The organism is Pseudomonas sp. NPDC087358 (assembly GCF_044900785.1).
Classification (GTDB): domain Bacteria; phylum Pseudomonadota; class Gammaproteobacteria; order Pseudomonadales; family Pseudomonadaceae; genus Aquipseudomonas.
The window spans coordinates 39182-65566 of sequence record NZ_JBJDOA010000008.1 but is presented as its reverse complement, the minus strand read 5'-3'; the positions used below and the strand labels follow the sequence as shown (position 1 = coordinate 65566).

Annotated in this window: 23 protein-coding genes; 12 read left to right on the top strand and 11 right to left on the bottom strand. The window is 62.2% G+C overall.

The window, feature by feature from the left end:
• Positions 1-465: 465 nt before the first annotated feature.
• Positions 466-1821, bottom strand: a complete 1356-nt coding sequence (locus ACI2KS_RS19165) for an MFS transporter (protein WP_404622566.1) — start codon at positions 1819-1821, stop codon at positions 466-468.
• 287 nt (positions 1822-2108) lie between these two features.
• Here ACI2KS_RS19165 and quiC point away from each other — a divergent pair, with 287 nt between their 5' ends.
• Both quiC and ACI2KS_RS19155 read left to right on the top strand, forming a co-directional pair.
• The gene (quiC, locus tag ACI2KS_RS19160) at positions 2109-4016 is read left to right on the top strand and encodes a 3-dehydroshikimate dehydratase QuiC (RefSeq protein WP_404622565.1); all 1908 of its coding nucleotides are present in this window, start codon (positions 2109-2111) and stop codon (positions 4014-4016) included.
• A gap of 89 nt (positions 4017-4105) precedes the next feature.
• Entirely contained in the window at positions 4106-4777 is a 672-nt protein-coding gene (locus ACI2KS_RS19155; RefSeq protein ID WP_404622564.1) for a TetR/AcrR family transcriptional regulator, read from the top strand.
• Between the two features lie 8 nt (positions 4778-4785).
• On the opposite strand, the gene ACI2KS_RS19150 is transcribed toward ACI2KS_RS19155, so the two are convergent.
• Positions 4786-5649 (bottom strand): shikimate dehydrogenase, encoded by an 864-nt coding sequence (locus ACI2KS_RS19150; RefSeq protein ID WP_404622563.1) that lies wholly within the window; start codon positions 5647-5649, stop codon positions 4786-4788.
• Positions 5650-5881: 232 nt separating this feature from the next.
• On the opposite strand from ACI2KS_RS19150, the gene ACI2KS_RS19145 reads away from it, so the two are divergent.
• The 4 genes from ACI2KS_RS19145 (at position 5882) to ACI2KS_RS19130 (ending at position 10275) form a co-directional block, all read left to right on the top strand.
• The gene (locus tag ACI2KS_RS19145; RefSeq protein WP_404622562.1) at positions 5882-7276 is read left to right on the top strand and encodes a DHA2 family efflux MFS transporter permease subunit; all 1395 of its coding nucleotides are present in this window, start codon (positions 5882-5884) and stop codon (positions 7274-7276) included.
• Between the two features lie 135 nt (positions 7277-7411).
• Positions 7412-8179 carry an SDR family NAD(P)-dependent oxidoreductase gene (locus tag ACI2KS_RS19140; RefSeq protein WP_404622561.1) on the top strand — a complete coding sequence of 256 codons (768 nt, stop codon included), beginning with the start codon at positions 7412-7414 and terminating at the stop codon, positions 8177-8179.
• A 21-nt stretch (positions 8180-8200) separates the two neighbouring features.
• The gene (locus ACI2KS_RS19135) at positions 8201-9409 is read left to right on the top strand and encodes an acetyl-CoA C-acyltransferase (protein ID WP_404622560.1); all 1209 of its coding nucleotides are present in this window, start codon (positions 8201-8203) and stop codon (positions 9407-9409) included.
• 92 nt (positions 9410-9501) lie between these two features.
• Complete coding sequence (locus ACI2KS_RS19130) at positions 9502-10275, top strand: enoyl-CoA hydratase (protein WP_404622559.1); 774 nt, start codon at positions 9502-9504, stop codon at positions 10273-10275.
• Positions 10276-10301: 26 nt separating this feature from the next.
• Here ACI2KS_RS19130 and ACI2KS_RS19125 read toward each other — a convergent pair whose 3' ends face one another.
• Complete coding sequence (locus ACI2KS_RS19125) at positions 10302-11858, bottom strand: type VI secretion system Vgr family protein (RefSeq protein WP_404622558.1); 1557 nt, start codon at positions 11856-11858, stop codon at positions 10302-10304.
• 323 nt (positions 11859-12181) lie between these two features.
• Here ACI2KS_RS19125 and ACI2KS_RS19120 point away from each other — a divergent pair, with 323 nt between their 5' ends.
• A complete protein-coding gene (locus ACI2KS_RS19120) occupies positions 12182-12886 on the top strand; it encodes a YebC/PmpR family DNA-binding transcriptional regulator (RefSeq protein WP_404622557.1) in 705 nt (234 codons plus the stop codon).
• 171 nt (positions 12887-13057) lie between these two features.
• On the opposite strand, the gene ACI2KS_RS19115 is transcribed toward ACI2KS_RS19120, so the two are convergent.
• Together ACI2KS_RS19115 and ACI2KS_RS19110 are read right to left on the bottom strand one after the other, a co-directional pair.
• The gene (locus ACI2KS_RS19115; RefSeq protein ID WP_404622556.1) at positions 13058-14347 is read right to left on the bottom strand and encodes a leucine-rich repeat-containing protein kinase family protein; all 1290 of its coding nucleotides are present in this window, start codon (positions 14345-14347) and stop codon (positions 13058-13060) included.
• Between the two features lie 59 nt (positions 14348-14406).
• Positions 14407-14955, bottom strand: coding sequence for a TetR/AcrR family transcriptional regulator (locus ACI2KS_RS19110; RefSeq protein WP_404622555.1), 549 nt, complete (start codon positions 14953-14955; stop codon positions 14407-14409).
• A gap of 106 nt (positions 14956-15061) precedes the next feature.
• On the opposite strand from ACI2KS_RS19110, the gene ACI2KS_RS19105 reads away from it, so the two are divergent.
• The 3 genes from ACI2KS_RS19105 to ACI2KS_RS19095 all read left to right on the top strand — a co-directional run bounded on the left by ACI2KS_RS19105 (position 15062) and on the right by ACI2KS_RS19095 (position 20049).
• Entirely contained in the window at positions 15062-16267 is a 1206-nt protein-coding gene (locus tag ACI2KS_RS19105; protein ID WP_404622554.1) for an MFS transporter, read from the top strand.
• Between the two features lie 158 nt (positions 16268-16425).
• Positions 16426-18327 carry a propionyl-CoA synthetase gene (locus ACI2KS_RS19100; RefSeq protein WP_404622553.1) on the top strand — a complete coding sequence of 634 codons (1902 nt, stop codon included), beginning with the start codon at positions 16426-16428 and terminating at the stop codon, positions 18325-18327.
• 123 nt (positions 18328-18450) lie between these two features.
• Positions 18451-20049, top strand: coding sequence for a lactate dehydrogenase (locus tag ACI2KS_RS19095; RefSeq protein ID WP_404622552.1), 1599 nt, complete (start codon positions 18451-18453; stop codon positions 20047-20049).
• Positions 20050-20107: 58 nt separating this feature from the next.
• Here ACI2KS_RS19095 and ACI2KS_RS19090 read toward each other — a convergent pair whose 3' ends face one another.
• Both ACI2KS_RS19090 and ACI2KS_RS19085 read right to left on the bottom strand, forming a co-directional pair.
• Positions 20108-20854, bottom strand: coding sequence for an anti-sigma factor family protein (locus ACI2KS_RS19090; protein WP_404622551.1), 747 nt, complete (start codon positions 20852-20854; stop codon positions 20108-20110).
• Positions 20851-21363, bottom strand: a complete 513-nt coding sequence (locus ACI2KS_RS19085; RefSeq protein ID WP_404622550.1) for a sigma-70 family RNA polymerase sigma factor — start codon at positions 21361-21363, stop codon at positions 20851-20853. The genes ACI2KS_RS19090 and ACI2KS_RS19085 overlap by 4 nt, the downstream gene beginning before the upstream one ends.
• 191 nt (positions 21364-21554) lie before the next feature.
• On the opposite strand from ACI2KS_RS19085, the gene ACI2KS_RS19080 reads away from it, so the two are divergent.
• Complete coding sequence (locus ACI2KS_RS19080) at positions 21555-22640, top strand: catalase family peroxidase (RefSeq protein WP_404622549.1); 1086 nt, start codon at positions 21555-21557, stop codon at positions 22638-22640.
• Positions 22637-23173 (top strand): cytochrome b, encoded by a 537-nt coding sequence (locus tag ACI2KS_RS19075; RefSeq protein ID WP_404622548.1) that lies wholly within the window; start codon positions 22637-22639, stop codon positions 23171-23173. The genes ACI2KS_RS19080 and ACI2KS_RS19075 overlap by 4 nt, the downstream gene beginning before the upstream one ends.
• Positions 23174-23317: 144 nt before the next feature.
• Here ACI2KS_RS19075 and ACI2KS_RS19070 read toward each other — a convergent pair whose 3' ends face one another.
• The 4 genes from ACI2KS_RS19070 to ACI2KS_RS19055 form a co-directional block, all read right to left on the bottom strand.
• Positions 23318-24457 carry a M14-type cytosolic carboxypeptidase gene (locus ACI2KS_RS19070; protein WP_404622757.1) on the bottom strand — a complete coding sequence of 380 codons (1140 nt, stop codon included), beginning with the start codon at positions 24455-24457 and terminating at the stop codon, positions 23318-23320.
• Between the two features lie 191 nt (positions 24458-24648).
• On the bottom strand, positions 24649-25194 hold the full coding sequence (locus tag ACI2KS_RS19065) for a DUF4880 domain-containing protein (RefSeq protein WP_404622547.1): 546 nt from the start codon (positions 25192-25194) through the stop codon (positions 24649-24651).
• A gap of 176 nt (positions 25195-25370) precedes the next feature.
• On the bottom strand, positions 25371-25739 hold the full coding sequence (locus tag ACI2KS_RS19060; RefSeq protein WP_404622546.1) for a hypothetical protein: 369 nt from the start codon (positions 25737-25739) through the stop codon (positions 25371-25373).
• A gap of 48 nt (positions 25740-25787) precedes the next feature.
• Entirely contained in the window at positions 25788-26255 is a 468-nt protein-coding gene (locus ACI2KS_RS19055) for an Lrp/AsnC family transcriptional regulator (protein WP_404622545.1), read from the bottom strand.
• Between the last annotated feature and the right edge of the window lie 130 nt (positions 26256-26385).

Sequence of the window (26385 nt, the reverse complement as noted above, 5' to 3'; positions counted from 1 at the left end):
TGAATCCAGACGCCTGGGTTGTATCAGACACACCGCAGTTGCAGGACTTGCTGGCGCTTCGCACCAGATCGCGAGCAAGCTGGCTCCCACGGCCTTCGGCCAGAATCAAGAGCAAGTACGCATTCGTCAGCAAGGCGGCCTGCGGTCAGAATCAAAGGCGCGTGCTGCTTCTGCCCGGAGGGCGTGGGAGTCAGGCTTGCCGACGATCTGCCGGGCACCGGCAGTGAATCCAGACGCCTGGTTGTATCAGACACACCGCAGTTGCAGGCCTTGCTGGCGCTTCGCACCAGATCGCGAGCAAGCTGGCTCCCACGGCCTTCGGCCAGAATCAAGAGCAATTACGCATTCGTCAGCAAGGCGGCCTGCGGTCAGAATCATGTGCAAGTACGCATTCGTCAGCAACGCTTTGCATAAAAAAGGGCTGCACGATCACTCGTGCAGCCCTGTGTCTGCGCCCATGTCGCCTCAGTCGCGGGCCGTTTCCACCTGGCGCGGGGCCATGAAGTACAGCCAGACCAGGGCGAGGAAGTACATCGCCGGGATCATGGTGAACAACACGTTGTAGTTGTTGTGGGTGGCGGTCAGGACGGCGCCGACGATCTGGGTCATGAACATCCCGCCGATGGAGGCGCACATGCCGCCGAAGCCGAATACCGTGCTCATCATGTGCTTGGGCGTGTAGTCCATGACCAGGCTCCAGATGTTCGCCGTCCACGCCTGGTGCGCGCCGACCGCCAGGGCGATTGCCAGGACCGCCATCCACAAGCCGCTGGCGTTGGCGGCGAAGACGACACAGATAATGGTCAGGGCGAAGATCAGCATCGACACCAGCCGTGAGGTCGTCGGGCGCATGCCCCGGCCAATCAGCCACGATGACAGTACGCCGCCACCGATGCTGCCGAAGTCTGCGGTCAGCCAGATCAGCATCAGCGGGATGCCCATCTGGGTGACGCTGATGCCCAGGCCGTATTGCTGGTTGAGGAACGGCGGCAACCAGTACAGGTAGAACCAGAACACCGGCGCGGTCAGTGCATAGGCGAGGGCGAAGGCCCAGGTGCCGCGCATCTTCAGGATGCTGGAAAATGGCACCTTGACCTGCGCAGGCTCGGGTTCGCTCGCGTCATTGATGTAGTCCAGCTCGCTGCGACGCACGGTGGGGTGGTCCTCAGGGTTGAAATACTTCAAGCGCCAGATGACCACCCAGGTCAGCCCCAGGACGCTCATGCACAGGAAAGCAGCCTGCCAGCCCCAGACGCTGAGGATCAGCGGCAGCAACGCCGGCGTGACCATGGCGCCGACGTTGGTGCCGGCATTGAAGATGCCTGTGGCCACGGCGCGCTCACCCGACGGGAACCACAAACGCGTGGTCTTCACGCAGGCCGGGTAGTTGGCAGCTTCGGTGAGTCCCAGGATAAAACGGCAGACCATGAAGCCGGCGGCCGACGTGGCCAGGCCGTGGGCGCCGGTGACGAAGCTCCACAGCAATACCGCGAGGAAGAAGCCGCGCTTGACCCCGACCCGGTCGATGAACCGGCCTTGCAGCAGGAAGCCTATGGCGTAACCGACCTGGAACCAGAAGTTGATGTTGGCGTAGTCCATCGCCGTCCAGCTCATCTGCTTGGCCAGCAGAGGCTGCATGACGCCCAGGGCGGCGCGGTCGATGTAGTTCAGGGTGGTGGCGAAGAACACCAGGGCCAGCATGCCCCAGCGGGTTTTGCCGACGGCGAGGGCGCCGCGGATTTTTTCACCGAACCCGGCATGAGGGTGCACCGGCGTGGCTGCGTCGGACGCAGGGGAAGCAGGGTATGAGCGCATGAGCATTTAACCTGTCTTGGAATTGTTATGGTTGTGTCTGGTATCGCGTTTACCGATGGGAGGCAGCATCGGTTCCAAGCTGTGGGGGTGCCTTGTTCGACAATGTGCTGAGAATGGTGGGCACCGGACATCCCAGCGTCAATTGACATAAAACGCTTTTGGGCGATTATCGAACACAAAACTAACCAGTCCGTACATTTAATTTGCCGTGGCAATTTACCCGGAGAATAATCGCTTCACGCCTGAGCCGCAGCCGGACTGTCCATCAGGTGTCATTACTCAGGAGTCAGATCATGCAGCGCTCGATTGCCACCGTTTCCTTGAGCGGCACGTTGCCGGAGAAGCTTGAAGCCATTGCCGCCGCCGGTTTCGATGGCGTGGAAATCTTTGAAAACGATTTGCTGTACTACGACGGCAGCCCGCGCAACGTGCGCCAGATGTGTGCCGACCTGGGGATTGCGATCACCCTGTTCCAGCCCTTCCGGGATTTTGAAGGCTGCCGCCGTGATCGCCTGCAACGCAACATCGATCGCGCCGAGCGCAAGTTCGACCTGATGCAGGAACTGGGCACCGACCTGGTGTTGGTCTGCAGCAATACTGCCAGCGACTCGTTGGGTGAGCAGAGCATTCTGCTCGACGACCTCTCCCTGCTGGCCGAACGTGCCGGTGCGCGCAAGCTGCGGGTCGGCTATGAAGCGCTGGCCTGGGGCCGCCACGTCAATACCTGGCAGCAAGTGTGGAATCTGGTGCGGCAGATCGATCATCCATCCCTGGGGGTGTTGCTGGACAGCTTTCACACCCTGTCGCTCAAGGGCGATCCGAGCGCCATTGCCGATATTCCCGGCGACAAGATCTTCTTCGTGCAAATGGCCGATGCGCCCATTCTGGCCATGGACGTGCTGGAGTGGAGTCGGCATTTCCGCTGCTTCCCGGGTCAGGGGGAGTTCAATTTGCCGGGCTTTCTCGCGCCGATCCTGCGCAGCGGCTATACCGGTCCGCTGTCGCTGGAGATCTTCAACGACGGTTTCCGCGCGGCGCCGGCGCGGGCCAACGCGGCTGACGGTCTGCGCTCCTTGTTGTATCTGGAAGAGAAGACCCGCTTGTTGCTGGAGCAGGAAAAACAGCCGGTCGAACCGCAGTTGCTGTTCAGCCCACCTGCGGCTGGCGCCTACGACGGTGTCGAGTTCCTTGAATTCGCGGTCGACGATACGCAAGGCGCGCGCCTGGCAGGCTGGCTGGAAAACCTCGGTTTCGCCAGGCTCGGTCAGCACCGCTCCAAAGCGGTCCGCTTGCTCGGGCAGGGCGACATCAAGATCGTGCTCAACGCCGAACCCTATTCATTCGCCCACAGTTTCTTCGAGTCCCATGGCCCCTCGCTGTGCGCCACGGCACTGCGCGTCGAAAGCGGCAACGCTGCGCTGGAGCGCGCGCGGCTTTACAAAGGCCAGCCCTATCGCGGCCTGGTCGGGCCCAACGAACGGGAAATTCCCGCCGTACGCGCGCCCGATGGCAGTCTGATTTATCTGGTCGAGCCCGCCGCGCCCGGACAGTCGATCTACGACAGCGACTTCAACATCCGCCAGCCAGCCGCCGTTTCAGGCGGTCTGCAGCGCATTGACCACATGGCCATGGCGCTGCCCGCCGACAGCCTGGACAGCTGGGTGCTGTTCTACAAAAGCCTGCTGGACTTCGAGGCCGACGACGAGGTGGTTCTGCCCGACCCGTACGGGCTGGTGAAGAGCCGGGCATTGCGCAGCCGCTGCAGCACCGTACGCCTGCCGCTGAACATCTCGGAGAATCGCAATACGGCCATTTCCCACGCCTTGTCGAGCTATCGCGGCTCAGGCGTGCATCACATCGCATTCGCCTGCGACGACATTTTTGCGCAGGTGGCCAAGGCCAAGGAGGCGGGCGTGCAGTTGCTGGATATTGCGCTCAACTACTACGACGATCTGGCCGCGCGCTTCGATTTCGATGACGAGTTCCTCAGCGAACTGGCGTATTACAACGTGCTGTACGACCGCGACGCCAACGGTGGCGAGTTGTTTCACGTCTACACCGAGGCCTTTGATGAGCGGTTTTTCTTCGAGATCCTGCAGCGCAAGAACGGCTACGTCGGCTATGGTGCAGCCAACGTACCGGTGCGGCTGGCGGCCATGGCCAAGTCGCGCAGCGGTGCGACGCGACAGACCCGGCTCTGACGCACTGATGGCATGCTGGCATATGCCGCTTCCGTAACGCGACGGCGCGGCTCATAATCGGACGATTCCACCGTGGTCGTGAGCCAAGCATGAAAACCGTCGACGACACCCTTGCCGATGCGCCCGTAGAGGCGCCACGCAAGAGCCGCAAGAACAATCCGGAAAAGACCCGTGACGGCATCCTTCAGGCTGCCGTCGCCGAGTTCGTCGCCCAGGGGCTGTCAGGCGCGCGCGTCGATGCCATCGCCGAACGCACGCAAACCTCCAAGCGCATGATCTATTACTACTTCAACAGCAAGGAGCAGCTCTACACCGAGGTGCTGGAGAAGCTGTACGGCGATATCCGGCACACCGAGACCAGCCTGAAACTCGACGTCCTGGCGCCCATGGAGGCGATCGAGCGGCTGGTCGAGTTCACCTTCGATCACCATGATCGCAATGTCGACTTCGTGCGTATCGTGTGCATCGAGAACATCCATAACGGTGACAACGTCAAGCAGTCACCCACCATTCGCGCCCTGAGCCAGCATGTGCTGCAGGCGCTGGACGAGACGTTGCGCCGGGGCGAGCAGCAAGGGCTGTTCCGGCCGGGTGTGCAGGCAGTGGACCTGCACATGCTGATCAGCTCGTTCTGTTTCTATCGGGTGTCCAACCGCCACACCTTCTCCGAAATCTTCCAGATCGACCTTGAGGATCAGGCCGTGAAGGCGCGGCACAAGGCGATGATCAAGGATTCGGTCACCCGTTATCTGCTGCCCTGAGCGATCGATCAGCCGTCCAGCGAGCTGAAAAAACCCTGCATCCGCTCGGCATCGGCCCGCTCGCCGGTGAATAGCTCGAACGCCTTCACCGCCTGAAATACCGCCATGGTGCTGCCGTCCAGCGTGCGGCAGCCCAAGGAGCGGGCGTGGGCCAGCAGTTCGGTCTGCAACGGGAGGTAGATGATTTCTGCAACCCACAGCTCAGTGCGCAGCAGCGCGAGCGGCAGCGGAGTGCCTGGCAGTTTGCTCATGCCCACCGGTGTGGTGTTGACCAGGCCATCGGCCAGAGCCATGGCCGCCGGCAAGTCATGGCCGACACGGGCGCGGGCCGCGCCGAAATGCGCGTTGAGGTTGTCGACCAGGCTTTGTGCGCGACCGGCATCGACGTCGAAAATACTCAGCTGCTCGACACCTTCACTGAGCAGTGCATGGGCAACCGCCGCACCGGCGCCTCCTGCGCCCATCTGCACTACGCGCGCGCGAGCCGCAGCGTCCAGACCCCGGCGAAAACCCTCGGCAAATCCCAGGCAATCGGTGTTGTGACCGATGCGTTTGCCGTCCCGCAATACCACGGTATTGACCGCGCCGATGCTGCGCGCTTCGCTGGACAGCTCGTCGAGCAACGGCATCACCGCCTGCTTGCATGGGAAGGTGATGTTCAGGCCAGTGAAACCACAGTGCTCGGCGCTGTCGAGCAAGTGCGGGAGGGCGGTGTTGTCAAGCTTGAGGGCATCCAGATCAATGATCCGATACAGATAGCGCATGCCTTGGGCGTCGCCCTCGTGTTCGTGCAGCGAAGGCGTGCGCGAGGCCTGGATGCCGGCGCCGATCAGGCCGGCAAGAATGGAGGGTGGGGCAAGCTTTGCAGTCATGTCTATGGACTCTTGTTATTGAGCCACCCTGCAAAAGGGAAGCCCTGACAGCAAAATGTACCAGATAGTTAATTTTGCAGAAGTCTCGACTAACGGTGGGCGCTGCAATCCGTTCGGTAATCGCCCGATTCCGAAGGCACGCCCCGGCTGAGGTGATTTCGATCTGCGCGGCATAGGCCCGAGCGGGTACTCTAGAGCGCTTTCTGCCCTGCTTGATGAAGGATGCACGCTGATGTCGCAACGCCAATCGACGCTGATCGCTTTGCTGGTGGCGGTCACCTTTTTCATGGAGAACCTCGACGCGACCGTGATCGCTACCGCCTTGCCCGAGATGGCGAAGACCTTTGGCGTTGCCGCGGTGGACCTGAATATCGGCATGAGCGCTTACATGCTGGCGATTGCGGCCTTCATCCCGATCAGTGGCTGGCTGGCGGACCGCCTTGGCTCACGCCTGGTGTTTGGCGCTGCTATCGTGCTGTTCACCCTGTCGTCACTGCTGTGTGGCATCAGCACCAGCCTGGAAACTTTCGTCGCCGCGCGGGTATTGCAAGGCATCAGCGGCGCGATGATGGTGCCGGTCGGGCGGCTGGCGGTCATGCGCGCCACCGAGAAAAAAGACCTGGTGCGGGTGATTTCCCTGATCACCTGGCCTGGATTGGTGGCGCCGGTGCTGGGCCCGCCACTGGGCGGTTTTATCGTCACTCACGCCTCATGGCCCTGGATCTTCTACCTCAATCTGCCGCTGGGCATATTGGCGCTGATTGCCACCTGGGTGCTGATCCCGCGACGTAACGAGGTCAGCCAGCGCGCCTTCGATTTCCCCGGCTTCGTCCTGCTGGCCGTGGCCTGTACGGCACTGCTGTATGGCATGGAAGTGCTGGGGCAGGGCCGCGACCGCCACTGGCCAGGCCTGCTGTTGACCGGGGTAGGGTTGGTCTGCGGCGCCTTGGCCTGGGCGCACATGCGCAAACGTGCAGAGCCGCTGATGAATGTCCAGGTGATCGGCATCCGCACCTTCAGTGTCAGCCTGCTCGGCGGTTCGGTGTTCCGTATCGCGATCAGCACCTTGCCGTTTCTGCTGCCCTTGATGTTCCAGCTGGGTTTCGGTCTGTCGGCGTTCGATGCAGGTTTGCTGGTGCTGGGCGTGTTCGCCGGCAACCTGGCGATGAAGCCTTTTACCAGCGCCATCATGCAGCGCTGGGGCTTTCGCCCGGTGCTGATGGTCAACGGTGTGATCGGCGTGGTGGCCATCGCTGCCTGTGGGCTGCTCGACGAGCGCATGGGCTGGCCGCTGATCCTGCTGATTCTGTTTGTCGGCGGGCTGTCGCGCTCGATGCAGTTCACCGCGTTCAATACCCTGGGCTTTGCCGATGTGCCCAAGGCGCAGATGAGCGATGCCTCGACCATGTTCAGCATGTTTTTCCAGCTGAGCATGGGCCTGGGCGTGGCGATCGCTGCATTGTTGCTGCGCGGCTCGATGTACCTGCATGGCAATCAGGGGCAGGCGCTGACGGCGGACTTTCAGCTGACATTCGTCTGGGTGGCGCTGATTGCGCTGCTGGCCTTGCTGGATAACCGGCGTCTGCCGGCTCAGGCCGGTGAGGCGGTATTGCAACGCAAGCACTGACTGCGCGCCGTCACCTGTCTAAAACCACCACCCTCCGTGCACGCTTTGACTATTGCTCATCTGTCCTGCAGGGCGGAGTATTTCCCAAGGTCTGATACGACCCTCCAATAATAAAAGTGTAAGGAAGACACCATCATGCAGATCGAAGGCAAGGTATTTCTGGTCAGTGGCGGCGCATCCGGCCTGGGAGCCGCCACGGCGCAGATGCTCATCGACGCAGGCGCCAGGGTCATGCTGGTCGACGTCAACCAGCAGGCGCTCGAGACTCAGCTGCACACCCTCGGCGCCAATGCGCGCGCCAGTGTCACCGACATCACCGATCAGAGCGCCGCCAAGGCCGCGGTGGACAAGGCGCTGGTCGAGTTCGGTCAGGTCAATGGCCTGGTCAACTGCGCAGGCATCGTCGGCGCCGAAAAGATTCTCGGCAAAGAGGGCCCGCATGGTCTGGACAGTTTCAGCCGGGTCATCAACGTCAACCTGATGGGCAGTTTCAACCTGTTGCGTCTGGCGGCAGCCGCGATGGCCGAAGGCGCTGCGGATGCAAACGGCGAGCGCGGCGTCATCATCAACACCGCTTCAGCGGCTGCCTATGATGGCCAGATAGGCCAGGCGGCCTACGCAGCCTCCAAGGGCGCGATCGTCAGTCTGACGTTGCCCGCGGCCCGGGAGCTGGCGCGCTTCGGGATCCGGGTGATGACCATCGCGCCGGGAATCTTCGAGACCCCAATGATGGCCGGCATGACCGCGCAGGTGCGCGAAAGCCTGGCCGCCGGGGTGCCGTTTCCGCCAAGACTGGGCAAGCCCGAAGAATATGCAGCGCTTGCCCGCCACATCATTGAAAACAGCATGCTCAACGGTGAGGTGATCCGTCTCGACGGCGCCTTGCGCATGGCTGCGCGCTAATCGAATCGAGGAGATCTTGTCATGTCACTGAACAAACGCCAGCTGCTCAATGAGGACCCTGTGGTCATCGTCAGCGCCGTGCGCACCCCCATGGGCGGTTTTCAGGGCGATCTGAAAAGCCTCACCGCGCCACAGCTCGGGTCGGCCGCGATCCGCGCCGCGGTGGAGCGTGCCGGGCTCGACAGCGCGGATGTCGAGCAGGTGCTTTTTGGTTGTGTGCTGCCCGCAGGCCTGGGCCAGGCACCGGCGCGTCAGGCGGCGCTGGGCGCAGGACTGAGTAACGCCACGCTGTGCACGACGCTGAACAAAATGTGTGGCTCGGGCATGCAGGCGGCGATCATGGCTCATGACCTGCTGCTGGCCGGCACTGCCGAGGTGGTGGTCGCCGGCGGCATGGAGAGCATGTCCAACGCGCCGTATCTGCTGGACAAAGCCCGCAGCGGTTACCGCATGGGCCACGGTCAGGTGATTGATCACATGTTTTGCGACGGTCTTGAGGACGCCTATGAGCGCGGCCGATTAATGGGGACCTTTGCCGAGGAGTGCGCCTCGTTCGAAGGCTTCAGTCGTGAAACCCAGGACGCATTCGCCATTGCCTCGCTGACCCGCGCCCAGGACGCGATGCGGCAGGGCTGGTTCGACGCCGAGATCGTTCCGGTACAGGTCACCGCGGGCAAAGAGCAAAAACTCATCCGCCAGGACGAGCAACCGCCCAAGGCCAGGCTGGACAAGATTGCCGGTCTCAAACCGGCCTTTCGTGAAGGCGGCACGGTCACAGCAGCCAACTCCAGCTCGATTTCCGACGGCGCTGCCGCACTGACCCTGATGCGCAGGTCCGAAGCTCAGCGGCGAGGGCTCAAGCCTTTGGCGGTGATTCATGGCCATGCGGCGTACGCCAATCAGCCAGGGCTGTTTCCTACGGCGCCTGTGGGTGCCATTGAAAAGCTCATGGGCAAGACCGGTTGGGCGCTGGGCGAGGTGGACCTGTTCGAGATCAATGAAGCGTTCGCGGTGGTGACGCTGGTCACTATGAGCAAGCTGGAGTTGCCTCATGACAGGGTCAACGTCAACGGCGGGGCTTGCGCACTGGGGCACCCGATCGGAGCCTCCGGGGCGCGCATTCTGGTCACCCTGTTGTCGGCTCTGAAGCAACGCGGATTGCAGCGCGGCGTCGCGGCGATCTGCATCGGTGGCGGCGAAGCGACCGCGATGGCGGTTGAGTTGATTTAATCGTTATTTATCAATCATTTATGGACAATACTTAAAGCGGGTTAACGTCGTTTATAGCCTACCTGGTCGAATAATAAAACGGATATAGAACAATGAGTTACTCAACGATTCTCACAGAAGTTCAAGGTCGGGTCGCCCTCATCACCCTCAACCGTCCAGAGGCACTGAACGCACTGAATTCGCAGCTGATCAGCGAACTCAACCACGCCCTCGACGAGCTGGAAAGCAACCGCGACATCGGCTGTATCGTACTCACCGGCTCAGCCAAGGCGTTTGCCGCCGGCGCCGATATCAAGGAGATGGCCGAGCTTAAATACCCGCAGATTTATCTGGATGACCTGTTCAGTGACAGCGACCGGGTGGCCAACCGGCGCAAACCGATCATCGCGGCGGTCGCCGGTTTCGCCTTGGGCGGGGGCTGTGAGCTGGCACTGATGTGCGACTTCATCCTGGCCGCTGAGAACGCCCGTTTTGGTCAGCCGGAAATCAAGCTCGGGGTGCTGCCGGGTATGGGGGGCACGCAGCGTCTGACCCGTGCGGTGGGCAAGGCCAAGGCCATGGAAATGTGCCTGACCGGACGCATGATCGATGCCGTCGAAGCTGAACGTGCCGGACTGGTCGCGCGCATCGTGCCGCAGGAGCAGTTGCTCGAGGAGGCCTTGAAGGTCGCCCAGTCAATCGCTGCCAAGTCATTGCCAATCGCCATGATGGTCAAGGAAAGCGTCAATCGCGCCTTTGAAGTCAGCCTGGCCGAAGGCATTCGTTTCGAGCGCCGGGTGTTTCATTCTGCGTTCGCCAGCGACGATCAGAAGGAAGGCATGGCGGCGTTCATCGAAAAGCGTGAGCCGGCGTTCAAGCATCGCTGATGCGCAGGAGCACGCCCCTGAACAGGTCAGGGGCGCTTGCGCAGTGCGCAGAGAATCCCGTCTTCGGTGATGCGCAGGGTGGCTCGTGCACTGCGCAGCAGCAGAGGCGCAGCGCTGTCGACGCGCAACTGTTCATCGACGCCCAGCTGCACGGACGGCGCGGCTGGCTCGTATGCCGCGCTGTCGGCTTGTAGCACGCGGATCACCCGTGCCGTGTCTTGACCATCGCCGAGCGTGCCGCACGCCAGAGGCTGATCGGGGTCGCCCTCGAAAAACCTGATGCGCAAGCGCGTTCCGGCGCGATGCTGGCCCAGGCTGCCGACGACGCTTGCCCAGCTGTCCAGCTCGTGGTCCACAGGGCTCTGCGGTTGCCAGTCATAGCGAATCTTCACTCGCCCCAGCGGGTCGGCGAGTTCAGCGGTCTGCGTGGCGAGCAGAGTCTCTAGAACCACCGGCCGGTGGTGCTTCACCGAAGGACGGAACGGCATCGTCCATGGGATGACTCGAAAGTGGTTGCTGTAGCTGGCCAGGAGCGGCAGTTCGCTTGCGGCTTGCGGCCAGTCGCGATTGGCGACGCTGATCGCCTGCAGAATGCCGATGGCATCGCTGGAGGGGCAATCCTTCAGCGGTGCCAGTTGCTTGGCGCAGTGGCGCACGTGCGTCAGCAGCCAGTGATCGTTCAACAGTGCGTCGGGTTGTCCCTCCACGCGTATCACCTGCCCGCTGCGCAGCCAGCCCTGATCGCTGCGTCCGCGGATATCCCGACGCTCGCAGCGCAAACGCTCCAGGTTGCGGCCGCTGCGCTGCTGACAGTGCCGGTGGTTCTCGCGCGCATCATTGCCGGGCCAGGACGGCTGATTGTCCGCGCCATCGTGGCCCGCAGGCGCGGCCACGCCGTCAGGGGCGTAGCGCTCACCGGCATGGCTGCTGTGGCAGGTCTGCACCGACAGTCGCTCGACCAGATGCTCGGGGTGCAGCGCTGTGGGACGTTCAGGGAAAGCTGCCGGATCATCGGAGAACACCAGGCAGTGGCCGTCCCGCTGCTGCTCGAAGCGAAAGCTGATGCCTTCCTCCTCGCACAAGCGGCAGAGCAGCTGCAGGTCGCTTTCGTCGTACTGCACACAGTGTTCGCGGGCGGGATAGACGCCGATCAGCGGGTCGAAGCGGAACGCCTGTTGCGCAACGCCGTGGTGGTCGAGCAGGCGGGCGATGATTTGCGGCACCGTCAGGCCGTTGTGACTGCGCCGGCGAACGCTTGCGCCAAGTCGCTGCAGGGCCGGCATCAGGCGCACTCGGTACAGGGTCAGATCGACCCCACGGTGCAGCCGTCTGACGCTGTATACCTGGCCATGCACGCCACAGTCGTTGTCTGTGTCCACACCGAAGGTCAGCCAGGCCTCGCGTTGCAACAGGCTGTTGCCATCGAATGTTGCATCCCAGGTCACGATATCCACATCAAAGCAGAAGGGCGCATTCAGCCGGTCCTGACCGTTGACGCCGATGACCTGCATATCGCCCGGGCTACCGGCGATGTCCAGGGACATTGTCACGTGCGGGTCTTCGCGCATCTGCTGTTTCACCATGAAAATTCGGGGTGCAGAGGGTACGAAAAGCTACAGACCAAAAGGGCGACTGCTGAATTTTCGGAAGGGGACTACAGGCTTCGCTTAGAAATCCCAGGCGTCGTGGTGATGTTTTCCGCGAAACTTCTCGACCACCGTTTGATCGATGGCAGCACGCCGGGGGTTTCATCTGTCGTCATCGCGTATAAAATGCGCCGGGCGCCATGGATCTGCATGGGCGTGTCATCATCGGTCACCATTTTTCAGCATTCACCGTCATCGGTCCGGCGCGCCACGCCGGGCCGGCATGGACGGTTTATCGCCACCGGAACAAGAGAGCAATCATGGGCGCACAGTGGAAGGTCAAACACAAAGAAGCAGCAGCCAACGCCAAGGGGCGTATTTTTGGCAAGCTGTCCAAGGAAATCATGATTGCTGCGCGCTCCGGCGCCGATCCGGACATGAATGCGCGTTTGCGTCTGGTGGTCGAGCAGGCAAAAAAGGCCTCGATGCCCCGTGAAACCCTGGAACGGGCGATCAAGAAAGGCGCCGGGCTGCTGGGCGAGCACGTGCATTTTGAGAAACTGACCTACGAAGGCTTCGCCCCGCACAAGGTTCCGGTGATCGTCGAATGCCTGACCGACAACATCAATCGCACCGTCTCCGAGATCCGCGTGCTGTTCCGCAAGGGGCAACTGGGCGCCGAGGGTTCGATTACCTGGGACTTCGATCACCTGGGCATGATCGAAGCGGTAGCGGCCAGCTCCGATGTGGACGCCGACGAAGCCGCCATCGAAGCGGGCGCTCAAGAGGTTGAAGCCGGTGATGAAGGCGCGACGATGTTCTACACCGAGATCATCGATCTGGACGCCGTGTGCAAGGCGCTGCCGGAATTCGGTTTCACGGTCGAGTCGGCGAAGATCGGTTATCGCCCGAAAAACCCGGTGGATGGCCTGAGCGACGAGCAGATGGCCGAGGTCGAAGCCTTTCTGGAAGCGATCGACAGCCACGATGACGTGCAGAACGTCTACGTAGGGCTGGCAGGGTAAATACCCTTTGTGTGGCACTGCGCCTGTTCTGTCCTGGGCGGTGCCGGGTTCTCGGCATGCTGCTACGGATGCTGGCTGCGGCATCTTCAAAATTGGCGCATACACAAACCCCTGTAGCAATCCGGCTCGCCGGCGGTAGCGATGGCAAAGCCGCCGCCGGCAAGCGTGCGGCTACAGGCTGCTGAGCGCCTGCTGCAGTTGCATAAGACTCGGGCGCTTCAGGATGTCGACCTGCACGCAACGCCGCTGCAAATCCCTCAGCCCGGCGGTTTCGGTCTCGCTGGCATCGCAGCACGTCAGCAGCTCCCCCAGCAATATCCCCAACGCCCGCACTTCGATGCGCTCCAATGCCCGCCCGGTTTCTGCATCCGGATAAAACGCGGCGGCGCCAAAATCCCCCAGCAGGCTATCGCCGCTTTCTTCCCAGAGAATGTTGTGGGCATACAGGTCGCCGTGGTTGATGCCGCGGGCGTGCAGATGGTGGCAAGCTGAGGCGATGCCCGCAGCAATGCGCCGGATCGTCGGCAAGCTCAGGCGTGTGCCCTGATAGACATCGCGTGTGCAGGACTCCAGGCTCGGCGGCCGGGCCAGTGTGGTGAAGCGTGGGGAAATCAGCTCCATCACCAGCCCATGGGCGTTTTGCGGATGAGCACAGACCTGCCCCAGGACCGGGATCAGGTTGCCGTGCAAGCCTGCGGCAATGCAGGCCGCCATCTCATTGAGCGGCGAACCGTCGCTGGTCAGCTCGCCCTTGTAGAGCTTGACCGCCACTGCGTGCGAAACCCCGTCGTCATCCAGCCATACTCCCTGTTGAATCACCCCTGAGGCGCCTTCGCCCAGCACTTGCTGCAGCGCCAGTTGCTGCCAGGGAATCTGCCCGATGGGCGACTCGACGTGGATGTCGTTCAGTGGGTTGCCAGCAAACGCCAGCCACGCCAGCGCAGGCATTTTCAGCAGCCATTCGGGCAGCTGGCGAATGTTGTTGGCGGCAATGCGCACCAGTTCCAGGCGTCGGCACGCGGCCAGGGATTCGGGCAGGCTGTGCAAGCGATTGCCGGCCATCATCAGCTTTTTCAGGTACTGGCACTGGCCCAGCGCTTGCGGCAACGACTCGATGCGATTGTCGGTCAGCACCAGCGAGCGCAAGGCCGGGGGCAGGGCGCGGGGGGAAACTTCGCTGATCCTGCAGGCCTTGAAGCCGACAAAAAACAGCTGTTCGCAGCGTCCCAGTGCTTCCGGTAAACGGGTGAACAGGTTGTCCGAGCAGAACAGGACTTTCAGGTGCTTGAGTCGGTGCAGATCGTCGGGCAGCTCGCTCAACTGATTGCCGCTCAGATTCAGCGTTTCCAGAGTGTCGCTGAGGCTGAAGATTTCGTCGGGAAATTGCGTGAGGCCGCAGCTGAGATCCAGCCGCTTGATGCCCGCCAGCTTGCCGGCGCGCAGGTCTGCGAGGGTATGCATGGGAGAGAGACACCGGTGGTCCAGGGCCGGCCATCATACCCAGTTGAGGGGCACCTTGCTCATCCCAGGCAGCGGTCGAGCAATTGGTGCATGCGCTCCAGGGTGGGCGGCGATTCGGCATAAAGGATGCGATAGACCATCGGCGCGACCACGGCGTCGACCAGCTCATCGGCGCCCGGGCTGCGTTCACCGCGGGCCTGGGCGCGGTCGATGATGATCTGCAGCTGATCGCGGACCATGTTCAGGCACTTGCCGGAGCACAGGGTCGCGCTGCTGGCCACGACGTCGCGCATCATCTCGCGACCGGGGGCCGAACTGGTTTCCTCCAGATACACCTCCACCCAGGTACGCAAGTCGTCGCGCAGGTTGCCGCAATCGACCGGCTCGTCGGGCCGCAGGCGCTCGACCGCAGCGTCGGCCAGCAGCGCGGTCAGGTCGCCCCAGCGGCGATAGATGGTCGAGGGGGTGACGCCGGCGCGTGCGGCGATCATCGGCACGCTGAGGGCCGAGCGCTCTTGTTCCAGCAGCAGATCGCGCACTGCCGCGTGAATCGATGTCTGCACCCGGGCACTGCGGCCGCCGGTACGAATGCCTTCTTTGATAGCCATGGGGCGGACCTTAACACAAAGTATTTGCTTTAAGCGGATTCTGCTCGCACACTCGCTAACGCAAATTCATAGCTTTTATAGCGTGCTTTTTTGGGAGAGTGTACTCGTGTCTGATTCTTTGCAGAACCCGCAAGTAGATGGTCGGGGCCGAGGTCACCTGGGATACCTGGCGTTGGTGATGTTGGGCTTTTTTGCCGCATCCAGCGCGCCCACGCCGCTTTATCATGTGTACCAGCAGGCATGGGGATTTTCCTCGGCGTCGCTGACGCTCATTTTTGCGGTGTATGCCTTGAGCCTGCTGGCGACGCTGCTGGTGTTCGGCTCGCTGTCCGACTATCTGGGCCGACGCCCGGTGATCCTTGCCGCGCTGGTGCTGGAGATGCTCTCCATGCTGCTGTTCATCAGCGCCAGTGACGTCGGCTGGCTGATTGCCGCGCGGGTACTGCAGGGAATCGCCACCGCCATCGCCACCAGCGCGCTGGGCGCGGCCATGCTCGATACGTCGGTGTCCCAGGGTCCGCTGATCAACAGCGTCACACCCATGCTGGGGATGGCCGTGGGCGCGCTGGGCACCAGCATCTTGGTCGAGTTTGCGCCGTTGCCGCTGCTGCTCGTGTACGGGCTGCTGCTGGCGGCGTTCGCCTGCCAGGCGCTGTACCTGTGTCGTATTCAGGAGACGGTGACCCCGCAAGCCGGCGTCCTCAAGACCCTCAGACCCACCTTATATGTGCCGCAACGAGCCCGCAGCACCCTGTTATTGGTATTGCCAGCGGATATCGCCGCCTGGGCGCTGGGCGGCTTTTTTCTGTCGCTGGCACCCTCGCTGCTGGCCGCCGCCACCGGTTCGAAGTCGGTCCTCAATGGCGGGCTGGCAGTCGCAGCGCTGACCATCAGCGGCGCGATCTCGATCATGAGCCTGCGCCTCAAGGCGCCGCAGTTGGCGTTGTTGGTGGGCTGCAGTTTCCTCGCCGTGGGGGTGTCAGTGGTGCTGCTGGCGGTCAATCTGGGCTGGCTGTGGCTGTTCTTCACGGGGGCGGTGATCGCGGGCATTGGTTTCGGCGCCAGTTTTCTCGGAGCTTTGCGCTTGCTGTTGCCTTTGGCCCACGCCCATGAACGTGCCGGCCTGATGTCCGCGTTTCTGGCCCTCAGTTACCTGGCGTTCTGCGTGCCGGCGCTGGTTGCCGGGCTGGCGATAAAGACCCAGGGTTTGATCGTCACCACCAATGTCTACGGATCGGTGGTGATCGTACTGGCGTTACTGGCGTTGGCCGGGCTACTGGCGCAACGAGTCGCCGGCAGCCGCACGGCGTAAGTTGCACCACCGACACAGCCCCTGTAGCAGTCCGACTCGCCGGCGGTAGCGCCTCTGTCAGCGCCATGGATAACGACCAGATGGCAAGCCCTTGAGCTTCTGCTAAGTTGATTCCTGTGTTGTCGCCCCCTCATAAAAACAATCACAGGGATACACGGATGAATGACCGCAACGGCGCACCGGCAAGCGCTCAGCATGCCCACCATCATCAGCGTTCCATTGCCAGCCCGGAGGAGTACTGGGCTGAGCAGGCTCGGCAGGTGGCCTGGTACCGCGCACCGCAACAGACCCTGCAGACGATGCCTGACGGGACGCACCGCTGGTTTGCCGATGGGCAGCTGAACAGCTGTTACCTGGCGCTGGATCGGCAGGTCGAGCTTGGCCGGGGTGATCAACTGGCGCTGATCTACGATTCTCCCGTCACCGGCCAGCAAGCGAGCTACAGCTACAGCCAGCTCTGCGATGAGGTAGCGCGCCTGGCTGGTCTGCTGCGCAAGCTGGGCGTGCGCAAGGGCGATGGCGTCATCATCTATATGCCCATGGTGCCGCAGGCGGCCATGGCCATGCTGGCCTGTGCGCGGATCGGCGCCATGCATTCGGTGGTCTTCGGTGGTTTCGCACCTCATGAGCTGGCATTGCGCATCGACGACCTGAAACCCAGGCTGCTGCTGACGGCCTCCTGCGGCCTGGAATTCGACAGGGTCATTGCCTACAAACCCCTGGTGGACAAAGCGCTGCAGCTGGCGACCTACAAGCCCGATCACGTGTTGCTCTGGCAGCGCGAGCCGTCGCTGGCGGATCTTCAACCGGGTCGCGACCTGGACTGGCGCGCTGCGCTGCAAGGCGTCGAGCCTGTGGACCCGGTGCCGGTCGCCAGCCTTGACCCGCTGTACATTCTCTACACCTCGGGTACCACCGGTAAACCCAAGGGGATCGTTCGCGAAAACGGCGGGCATGCGGTGGCCATGCTCTACACCATGGCCCAGGTGTATGGCATGCACGCCGGGGATGTCTGGTGGGGGATTTCCGATGTCGGTTGGGTGGTCGGCCACACGCTGATTGTCTACGGCCCGCTGATGGCCGGTTGCACCACGGTGTTTTACGAAGGCAAGCCGATTCGTACCCCGGACGCCGGGGCCTATTGGCGCATCATCGAGCAGTATCGGGTCAACGCGCTGTTTTGTGCGCCCACGGCCATGCGTGCGATTCGCAAGGAGGACCCGGACGGGCGACTCCTTGAAGGCCGCGACCTGAGCTCGATCAGGCAACTGTTTCTGGCCGGCGAAAAGCTCGACTCCAGCACCCATCAGTGGCTGCAGCAGTTGACCGGTAAACCGGTGCTGGACCACTGGTGGCAGACGGAAACCGGCTGGCCGGTGACCGCGCCGTGCCTGGGCCTCGCCGGACATGACCCGGCGCCGGGGTCCAGCAACCGGGCGGTTCCGGGATACGCGGTGCAGGTCATGGACGAAGAAGGGCGCCTGCTCGATCCAGGCGAGCAGGGTTCGATCGTCATTGCGCTGCCGCTGCCGCCGGGATGCAGCCAGACTTTGTGGGGGGATCATTCGCGCTACTTGCAGGCGTACCTGCAAGCGTTCCCCGGCTACTACAACACCGGCGACGGCGGTTACATCGACGCGCAGGGTTTCGTTTACATCATGGGGCGCACCGATGACGTGATCAATGTTTCCGGTCATCGGCTGTCTACCGGTGAAATGGAGGATCTGGTCGGCCAGCACCGCGCCGTAGCCGAAAGCGCGGTAATTGGCGTGCATGACCCGATAAAGGGCCAGGTCCCGCTGGCGCTTGTGGTGCTCAAGGACGGCGGGCTTCAGGAGCCCGCCCAGGTACAGCGTGAACTGGTGGCGCTGGTGCGCGAACGCATTGGTGCCCTGGCCTGTTTCAATCGGGTCGTGGTGGTCAAGCGCCTGCCCAAAACGCGCTCGGGTAAAACCCTGCGCGCGGTGCTGCGCAAAATGGCGGACGGGGAGGACTATTGCGTCCCGGCAACCATCGACGACCCGGCAATCCTTGCAGAAATCGCCCAGGCCCTGAGCTGAACGGCAGTTGGCTCAGCGTCAGGCGTGGGTGCAGCGCGCCTGGCTTTGTATCACTAAAGTTACAATTGCCGCTGCCGACAGAGTGGGTAGGAAACTCCTTACTCACTTGAACATGGACGTGCAATGACTTCGATTTCTTCCCTTTCGACCGCGCAGCCGCTGATCATCGCCAGTGCCGCGGTCAGCGTGCCTGTAGCAGGCAGCCCGAGTGTGGCCGCCGCCGTCACGTCCTCACCCTCGTCGATTGTGATCCTGGGGCAAGACACCAGCGTCGTCGATGCACAGACCTATAACGCCCGCGGGGTGATAGCCGATCCGGAGGTTGCCCCTGCCTGGGAATACACCCGCCAGGACAAGGTGTCGCTGGCCATGATGGGCAATTTCAGCAGCTCTTCGGGCAGCAGCCGGTTCCAGGGGCTGGGCGCGTCGCTGCTGGCCCAGCTGGCAGAAACCAACAAGGGTATCTCCCAGTCGGTGATCCGCTCCTCTACCGGCAAGGCCCTTGAACCTGCGCAACTGTCCGCCGCGCAAGCCAAACTGCACAGCAGTGCGGCGGACAACAGCATCAGCCTGACGCTCAAGACCGCCAGTGGCAAAACCGTGCAATTGACCCTGTCCAGCCAGGACAACGGGCTGGCGGTGCAGGCCGATGTCAGTGGCGGCGAGCTCACCGATGACGAACTCGCGGCGCTGGGCAAGATGGCCGATGGTTTTCAGTCGGCGATCGACGGACTGACCGCCAGGCCACCCCAACTCAAGCTCGATGCGCTGACCCAGTTCGATGCCAAGGCGTTTTCATCGGTCGACCTGAGCACCCGTTTCAAGCTCGATGACGACAGCACCCAGACCCTGGAGCTGCATGCCGATGCCGATCAGCGCTCGGTCCGCATGAATGGCGCGGCGGGCGACCTGAACATGTCCGTGGACCTCAGGAATGCGGCAGTCCTGGGCGACAGCAACCAGCAGGCCAAGGCGCTCAAGGGCTACATCAGCCAGATCGAGGCAGCGCGCAAACGTGGCGACGGTGATCCGCAATTGTTGTCGATGTTCGAGGACGCCTTCACCACGTTGCACAGCCACTATCCCGACACGCGCGCGGCCAGCGCACCGCAAACGGTCAATTCCATCGAACTGACCGACACCGATCACAGCCTGCTGACGGGCCTGGCCGACTTCAGTGCCTCGGTGACCGAGAAGACCACGGCCAGTAACCCTGCGCGGCTCAATGAGCTGGACAGCTTCGCCTATGACCTGTCACAGGCCACGCAATCCAAAGGCCATGACCAGCTCAACCGGACCATCGTTCAGGATCAGCAGTCGCATCTGACCGCCAACTACCACAAGCCCCTGTATGCCGGGCAGAAACTGGACCTGGGGCGCGATGCCAAGTCGCAGAACTATCTGTATTACCAGATCAACGATCAGGCGAGCAGCAAGACCAGCATCGGTTATGACAAGGGCGCACTGGTCAACGCCACCGTCGCTCAGTCGGCAAGTCAGTCCACGCGAATTTCCCGCTACGTGATGGGCCATCTGGAGGACGACAAGACCACACCGGTCAAATCCTCGAAGACGCAGAACCTGCTCGGCGCGCTGCACCAGGCCTTGCAGCAGGACAAGGAGGCCAGCCAGGGCCGAGGCAGCTCACGGCTCAAGCAAACCCTGGCCGGTCTTCAGGCCAAGGTGCTGCTGCAGAGTGATCCGGCGCGGCTCAACGGTTGAAGCCAAGCCGCTGGCCGTCAGGCCTGGCCGGGGCGGGGCAGCAGGCTTTTTCAGGCAGCTACAGCGCCTGGCGCGCCGCTTTGGCCGCAGGGTCGTCCGCCGGACCGACCACCGCATAGTTGTAGCCACCGCCGGACCAGTAATCGGCTTGCAGCTCGCCGTCACGGCGGCTGCCGCGGGGCAGCGGGTGATTACGTTCGGCCGGTGGACGGATGTAGAAACTCAACGTGCGCCCGTCGGCATCCTTGTACACCACCATCGCCGCTGCGCCCTGTTCGGTACTGCTCAGGCGACCGCTGACCGGCTTGAATCCGGCTGATTGCAGATCCGGCAGGCGATTGGCCTGGGCAAAGTTCTTGTCCAGCCAGACCTGCACATTGCTCGGTTGATCGGTGTTCCAGTCGCTGGCCATGCTGTCGTTGACCGCAAACATGCGATACGCCTGCACCGCGTCGGCCATAGGCGCGGCGTTGCCGGTGAGGGTCATCTCCCGAGCCTGCCAGCCGCTCAGGCCGCCGACACTCACGGCAATCAGCAGGACTGCTGCGGTTGCATAATGGCGGGTGCGGCTACCGCGCAGGCGCTGGCGAATGAACGCCGGATCCAGCTGCGGATTCACCGGGCGGTGCAGCTCACCGCTGAGGCCTGCGCGCAGGTTCTGCGCATCCAGCTGCCAGGCCAGCACCTGCCTGGACAGTTCCGGGTTGGTCGCAAGACAGGTTTCCAGGGTCTGCCGATCGGCATCGCTGAGCTGACCGTCGACGTAGGCGTGCAAGTCACGTTCACTGGGGGGCAAGGTGATCATTTCAGTATCCGCAGGGCAGGGGTGGTGATTTCGCCTTCGCTGAGCAGGCGCAAGGCTTGACGGGCGCGCGACAGGCGGGACATGACAGTGCCCATGGGGACCTCGAGGATCTGCGCCACTTCGTTGTAACTCAAGCCTTCGACCGACACCATCAGTAGCAAGGCGCGCTGTTCGGTGTTCAGCCTTTCGAACGCTTGCAGGGTGGTCTGGGCCACGACGGTGCGTTCCACCGAGGGCTCGTAATGGTCTTCCTTGCCGCCGGTGAACAGCTCAAGCATGCGGCTGTATCGGCGCGAACGTCGATGGGCGTCGAGAAATTGCCTATAAAGAATGGAGAACAACCAGGCGCGCAGGTCACCCTCGGGCCGTTTGCGGCTCCAGGCAGACAAGGCTTTCTCCAGGCTCGCCTGCACCAGATCATCGGCACTGCTGGGGTCGCGGGTCAGCGACACGGCGAACCGACGCATCCGCGGCAGCAACTCTCGTAATTGATCGTCGACATCATTCATCGCAGGGATTCCAGGTCGATCAGCGGGATCGCTTCAGATCGTGTGACCAGAGAGACGCACGTCGATGCAAGTTATTCCATCGCAATCCAAATAAACATGGGCTGTGGAATAAACCGGCAGCGCACGCGTCCCACCGTACCACTTGCTTATCAGCACCTGTTCATAGAGGCCCAAGGCCCGGAGAGTGACCGATGATTGACCGTGAGCCGCCATACCCGCGTAAACCGCCACTGAGCACTTCGGCAACATTGCTGCGCCTGGCCGGTATCGGCCTGGTGGTGGTGATTGCCGCCAGCGCTTTTGCCTACGTCAATGGCACATTCGACCCGCAGCGTCTGACGCCGGCGCGGGTAGTCGACGTGTTCGAGCGCAGCAACGGTGTACACCCCGGCTATCGCCGCAATCACCCCAAGGGCATCTGCGTGGCGGGGTATTTCGAAAGCAATGGCGCGGCATCGGCGCTTTCCAGGGCGCAGGTCTTCGGCAGCGGCCGCACCCCTGTGATCGGCCGACTGGCGCTGCCCACCGGCAACCCGTACTCCCCGGACAGTGCGGCGCCGATCCGCAGTTTCGCCGTGCAGTTCACTCAGCCCAACGGCCAACAGTGGCGCAGCGGGATGAACAGCATGCCGGTGTTCCCGGTCGGCACTCCACAGGCGTTCATCGACCTGCAAAAGGCTACCGCGCCAGACCCGAACACCGGCAAGCCTGATCCGGCCAAGCCGCCTGCATTCTTCGCCGCGCACCCTGAAACCCAGCCGTTCCTGGCCTGGGTCAAGACCGCCAGACCGTCTGCCAGCTTCGTCACTGAAACCTACAACAGCATCAACGCCTTCGTGCTGGTCAACGCCGACGGCAAGCGCCAGGCCGTGCGCTGGAGCCTGGTACCCGCAGCGACAGGACAAGCCTGGGCACCGGACAGCAAGGATTACCTGCAACAGGACTTGAACGAAAAACTCGCCAGCGGCCCGCAGCGCTGGAGCCTGCTGCTGACCCTGGCCAACGCCCAGGACCCGACCAATGATGCGTCCAAAGCCTGGACCGGCGAGCACAAGACGATCAATGCCGGGACCCTTGTGGTGGACAGCGACAGCTCGCAACTCAATGGCGACTGCCGCGACATCAATTACGACCCGCTGATATTGCCCAGCGGCATCGAAGGCTCCGACGACCCGCTGCTGGCTGCACGTTCGGCAGCCTATGCGGCGTCATACATGCGTCGCACCAGCGAAGTCGATCAACTGACCGCCGCGCCTTCCCAGGAGAAACAGCCATGACTGCACCCACTCGGCATTTCGCTCCATTGGCCCGCGCGCTGCATTGGCTGATGGCACTGATGATCATTGCCATGTTGTTTATCGGCGCCGGCATGGTGGCTTCGGTGTCCGAACGCCACGAATGGCTGCTCAACCTGCACAAACCCTTGGGCATCGCCATCCTGCTGCTGGTCATCGTGCGTTTGATCGTGCGCTTGACCACCCGCACGCCGCCGCTACCCGCCGATCTGCCGGAAGTACAGAAGCTGGCCGCGAAGCTATCGCATTACCTGTTGTACGCGCTGATGCTGGCCATGCCACTGATTGGCTGGGCGATGATTTCAGCTGCGGGGGACCCGGTCATGCTCGGCAGCTCGATACGTCTGCCTTCGATCGTCGCGGCACACGCCGAGACCTTCGCTTTTTTGCGCAAGGCCCATCGTTATCTGGCGTATCTGTTTTTCCTGACCATCCTCATGCACCTGGCGGCGGCGTTGTTCCACGGATGGGTGAGGCGCGATGAGGTGCTCGACAGCATGTTGCGGGGCAAATGAACCCAGGGGCTGACGTCGGGCTGTCTGTAGCGGTCCGGCTGACCGGCTGACCGGCTGACCGGCTGACCGGCTGACCGGCGGCGGGGTAATCAAACTTGCTACCGCTGGCAAGCCGGACTGCTACAGGGAGGTCTGGGCTGCTGCTCAGCGCAGTACCGCGACCATCTGCCCCATGACCGTCAACACGTCCCGCGCCAGCTGCATGGAACGCTTGCCAGACCAGCCGGTGACGACATCCGGAGCGTCGTCGTTGTCCTTGAACGGCATTTCCAGGGTCAGCGACAGGCACTGGTAGCGTTCGCCGACGCTGTTGCAGGCCAGGTTCATGTTGGCTTTGCCCGGCGCGGACCGGGGATACCCGTAGCGCGTCTGGAAGTCACGGGTCAGACCGCTCAGGCGTGCACGGAAATCAGCTTCCAGCTCTTTTTGCTTGTCGCTGTAGCCGGGATTGCCTTCACAGGCGGCGGTGAACACATAGGGAATTTCTTCGTCTCCGTGGACGTCGAGAAACAGGTCTACGCCGTATTTTTCCATCTGCTGCTTGACGAAGAACACTTCCGGGCTCAACTCCGGTGTCGCGTCCTGCCATGCGCGGTTCAGGTCCTTGCCCTGTGCGTTGGTGCGCAGGTGGCCGTGAAAGGAGCCGTCCGGGTTCATGTGCGGCACCAGGTACAGGTCGGCAGCGGCGAGCAGGGCTTGCAACTGCGGATCGTTTTCCTGCAGGCGTTCGATCACCCCCTCCATGAACCATTCGGCCATGTGCTCGCCGGGGTGCTGCTGGGCGATGATCCAGATCTTGCGCTTGCCCGGTGCGCCATCACCCTTGCGCAGCAACGGGATGTCGCGGCCTTCGACACTTTTGCCGGTGGCCAGCAGCTCGGTGCCGCCCTGGTTCAGCGCCTGTTCGATCAATTGCTCATGACGCTCGCGGCTGTAGGGCTCGAAATAGGCGAACCAGATCTGCGGCTGTTGCGGCGAGAGTTTGAAGTTCAGCGCCTTGCCATCGAAGTCGCTCGGAACGCGGAACCAGGTTTTCTGATCGTAGGAGGCGGCGGCGTTGTAGCCGGTCCAGGCGCGGTTGTAGCTCGACTCGCTGGCGTTGCCAAGGCTGAACGCGTGGGGCTGGCCGACCTGCATGCCCTCCACCTTGAAATGAAACCACTGAAAGTGCGGGCTGCGGGTGTCCGGGCGGATTGCCAGTTGCACGTTCTGCGGGTTGCTTGCATCGAGCACGACAATATTGCCGCTGTCGAAATCAGAGGAGATGCTAAGGGCGGTCTGAATCACGGAAAAGTCCTGGGTACGTTAGTGCCAACTCGACGCCATCGGGTGACAATCGCGGCGGGCCGGACGATCACGCTGGGCTGTTATGGCAGGTACTTTACACCGATCGGCATGGCTGGCAGCGACAGATTGTTCTGTCTTTGGGTCATCCCGGCGCCCTCGATCCAGACGCCGTGGCGCGCCAGGGGTTTTCAGGAAAACGCTTCTGCGGTGACCAGCAGGCTGCACAGCAACGCGGTCAACAGCAACCAGCCCATATAGACCCGGCGCTTGCGGCGGTGCCAGCCGCTGGCGCCAAGAATGGCGGCCGGCGCTTGCAGCTGACGCCACAGCCGCTCGGTGTCTTCGAAGGCGCTCAGATGCTGGTGGTCTGCATCGAGCCAGTGACGAAATTCGATGCGTTGACTGGCGGTGGCCTGGGGGCTCTGCAGATGTACGTACCAGCGCCGCGCTTGCAGGCTGGTGGCATCGAGGGACGGACCCTGGGCCGTTTCATCACTGCATTGATCCAGCAGGCGGACCATGCAGCGCTCGACCGTGTCGATGTCCAGATCCAGGAGTCGGGCGATGTCGTTGTAGGTGAGTCGGTCAAGGCGGCTTAGCAGGAAAACCTGTTGTGTCCTGCGCGGCAGTTTCTGGATGCGCCGACGGTAGGCATCGGTTTCCTGGCTGACGGGGAGATGTGGCTGCCCTGTCGGCAGCACAAGGGTCGAGGTGAGCGGGTCATGACGGTTCACTCGCTGGTCATCCGTGGTCGTCCTCTGGGAAGGAGTGGGGGCATCGTCCGTGATGCCGCTCGATGCTAGTGCTTATGAGAACTATTCTCAAGCGTGGCGTCGTTTTATTCGGCTTTTTTAGCAAATATGTCGTTTTTGACCACGTCGGCGGTTCAGCGGTCGGTTCTGTTTTGCTATCATGCGCGCCATTGCGAATCGGGACCACGATTCGACCCCTCTTCATTAGCCTGAAGAAGCAACACCCGACCGAACCAGACCCTTAAAGGGCAAAAAAAAAAGACCCGGCAAAAAGCCGGGTCAAAAACCGTGATTAGCCTGATGAGGAGATAATCCCGAAGCCGACCTAAGGCTTGCGGGGTTACCAACCGGTCTCTCGACCGGTTGCGCTCAATAATAATCATTATCATTTGCACGTCAAATGTTTTTTCGCATTCTGCTGAAAATAATGTCCGCGTGACCGAAACATCCTCAATCCACGCCCATCCCTGTAGCAGCCCGGAACGCCGGCGGCAGGGGTGTGTCAGCAACGCATTCAGTGCAGACATTGCGCAAGCGCCAGCAAGCCGGACGGCGACACGAGCGCCGAGCATTTGCTATTCAATAGGCAACTCGGTCGTACGCTTGACCACGCTCATGGCAATGTTCGAATGCGCTTCCTGGACGTGCGGGCTCTGCAGCAGTTGGTCACGCAGAAACCGCTCGTAACTGGCGATGTCCTGCACCACCACCTTGAGCATGAAGTCCATGTCGCCGGCCATCGTGTAGCACTCCAGCACTTCGGGGTAGCCGATGATCGCCTCTTCGAATTCGGCCAGGTAGCGCCGACCATGGCCGGACAGCTTGACGTCGACGAACACCGTCATGGTCAGCCCCAGCTTGGCCGGGTTGAGCAGGGCGACCTTGCGCTCGATCACGCCTTCCTCTTGCAGCCGATTGATCCGGCGCCAGCATGGCGATTGCGACAGCTCCACCCGCTCGGCGATCTCGGCGGCCGAGAGGTCGGCATCGTGTTGCAGCAGGCGAAGGATTTTGCGATCGATGGGGCTAAGCTTGACCTGCATGAATTGACCCTTTTTTATTATCTAAATGAAACAGGCATGCACGATATGAGCAGATTCGCGCACATTTAGAAAGAAAAAGCCTGCGCCGTACAGGCACTATTTGGCCTGTGAGCGCCGGGTCCACCGTCCC

Coding starts and splice junctions, on each gene's coding strand:
- ACI2KS_RS19125 (WP_404622558.1), bottom strand. CDS start 11,858: ATGGTGAAACAGCAGATGCGCGAAGACCCGCACGTGACAATGTCCCTG.
- ACI2KS_RS19100 (WP_404622553.1), top strand. CDS start 16,426: ATGAATGACCGCAACGGCGCACCGGCAAGCGCTCAGCATGCCCACCAT.
- ACI2KS_RS19085 (WP_404622550.1), bottom strand. CDS start 21,363: ATGAATGATGTCGACGATCAATTACGAGAGTTGCTGCCGCGGATGCGT.
- ACI2KS_RS19150 (WP_404622563.1), bottom strand. CDS start 5,649: ATGACTGCAAAGCTTGCCCCACCCTCCATTCTTGCCGGCCTGATCGGC.
- ACI2KS_RS19090 (WP_404622551.1), bottom strand. CDS start 20,854: ATGATCACCTTGCCCCCCAGTGAACGTGACTTGCACGCCTACGTCGAC.
- ACI2KS_RS19080 (WP_404622549.1), top strand. CDS start 21,555: ATGATTGACCGTGAGCCGCCATACCCGCGTAAACCGCCACTGAGCACT.
- ACI2KS_RS19110 (WP_404622555.1), bottom strand. CDS start 14,955: ATGGCTATCAAAGAAGGCATTCGTACCGGCGGCCGCAGTGCCCGGGTG.
- ACI2KS_RS19075 (WP_404622548.1), top strand. CDS start 22,637: ATGACTGCACCCACTCGGCATTTCGCTCCATTGGCCCGCGCGCTGCAT.
- ACI2KS_RS19115 (WP_404622556.1), bottom strand. CDS start 14,347: ATGCATACCCTCGCAGACCTGCGCGCCGGCAAGCTGGCGGGCATCAAG.
- quiC (WP_404622565.1), top strand. CDS start 2,109: ATGCAGCGCTCGATTGCCACCGTTTCCTTGAGCGGCACGTTGCCGGAG.
- ACI2KS_RS19120 (WP_404622557.1), top strand. CDS start 12,182: ATGGGCGCACAGTGGAAGGTCAAACACAAAGAAGCAGCAGCCAACGCC.
- ACI2KS_RS19155 (WP_404622564.1), top strand. CDS start 4,106: ATGAAAACCGTCGACGACACCCTTGCCGATGCGCCCGTAGAGGCGCCA.
- ACI2KS_RS19095 (WP_404622552.1), top strand. CDS start 18,451: ATGACTTCGATTTCTTCCCTTTCGACCGCGCAGCCGCTGATCATCGCC.
- ACI2KS_RS19165 (WP_404622566.1), bottom strand. CDS start 1,821: ATGCTCATGCGCTCATACCCTGCTTCCCCTGCGTCCGACGCAGCCACG.
- ACI2KS_RS19145 (WP_404622562.1), top strand. CDS start 5,882: ATGTCGCAACGCCAATCGACGCTGATCGCTTTGCTGGTGGCGGTCACC.
- ACI2KS_RS19140 (WP_404622561.1), top strand. CDS start 7,412: ATGCAGATCGAAGGCAAGGTATTTCTGGTCAGTGGCGGCGCATCCGGC.
- ACI2KS_RS19130 (WP_404622559.1), top strand. CDS start 9,502: ATGAGTTACTCAACGATTCTCACAGAAGTTCAAGGTCGGGTCGCCCTC.
- ACI2KS_RS19135 (WP_404622560.1), top strand. CDS start 8,201: ATGTCACTGAACAAACGCCAGCTGCTCAATGAGGACCCTGTGGTCATC.
- ACI2KS_RS19060 (WP_404622546.1), bottom strand. CDS start 25,739: ATGTCTGCACTGAATGCGTTGCTGACACACCCCTGCCGCCGGCGTTCC.
- ACI2KS_RS19055 (WP_404622545.1), bottom strand. CDS start 26,255: ATGCAGGTCAAGCTTAGCCCCATCGATCGCAAAATCCTTCGCCTGCTG.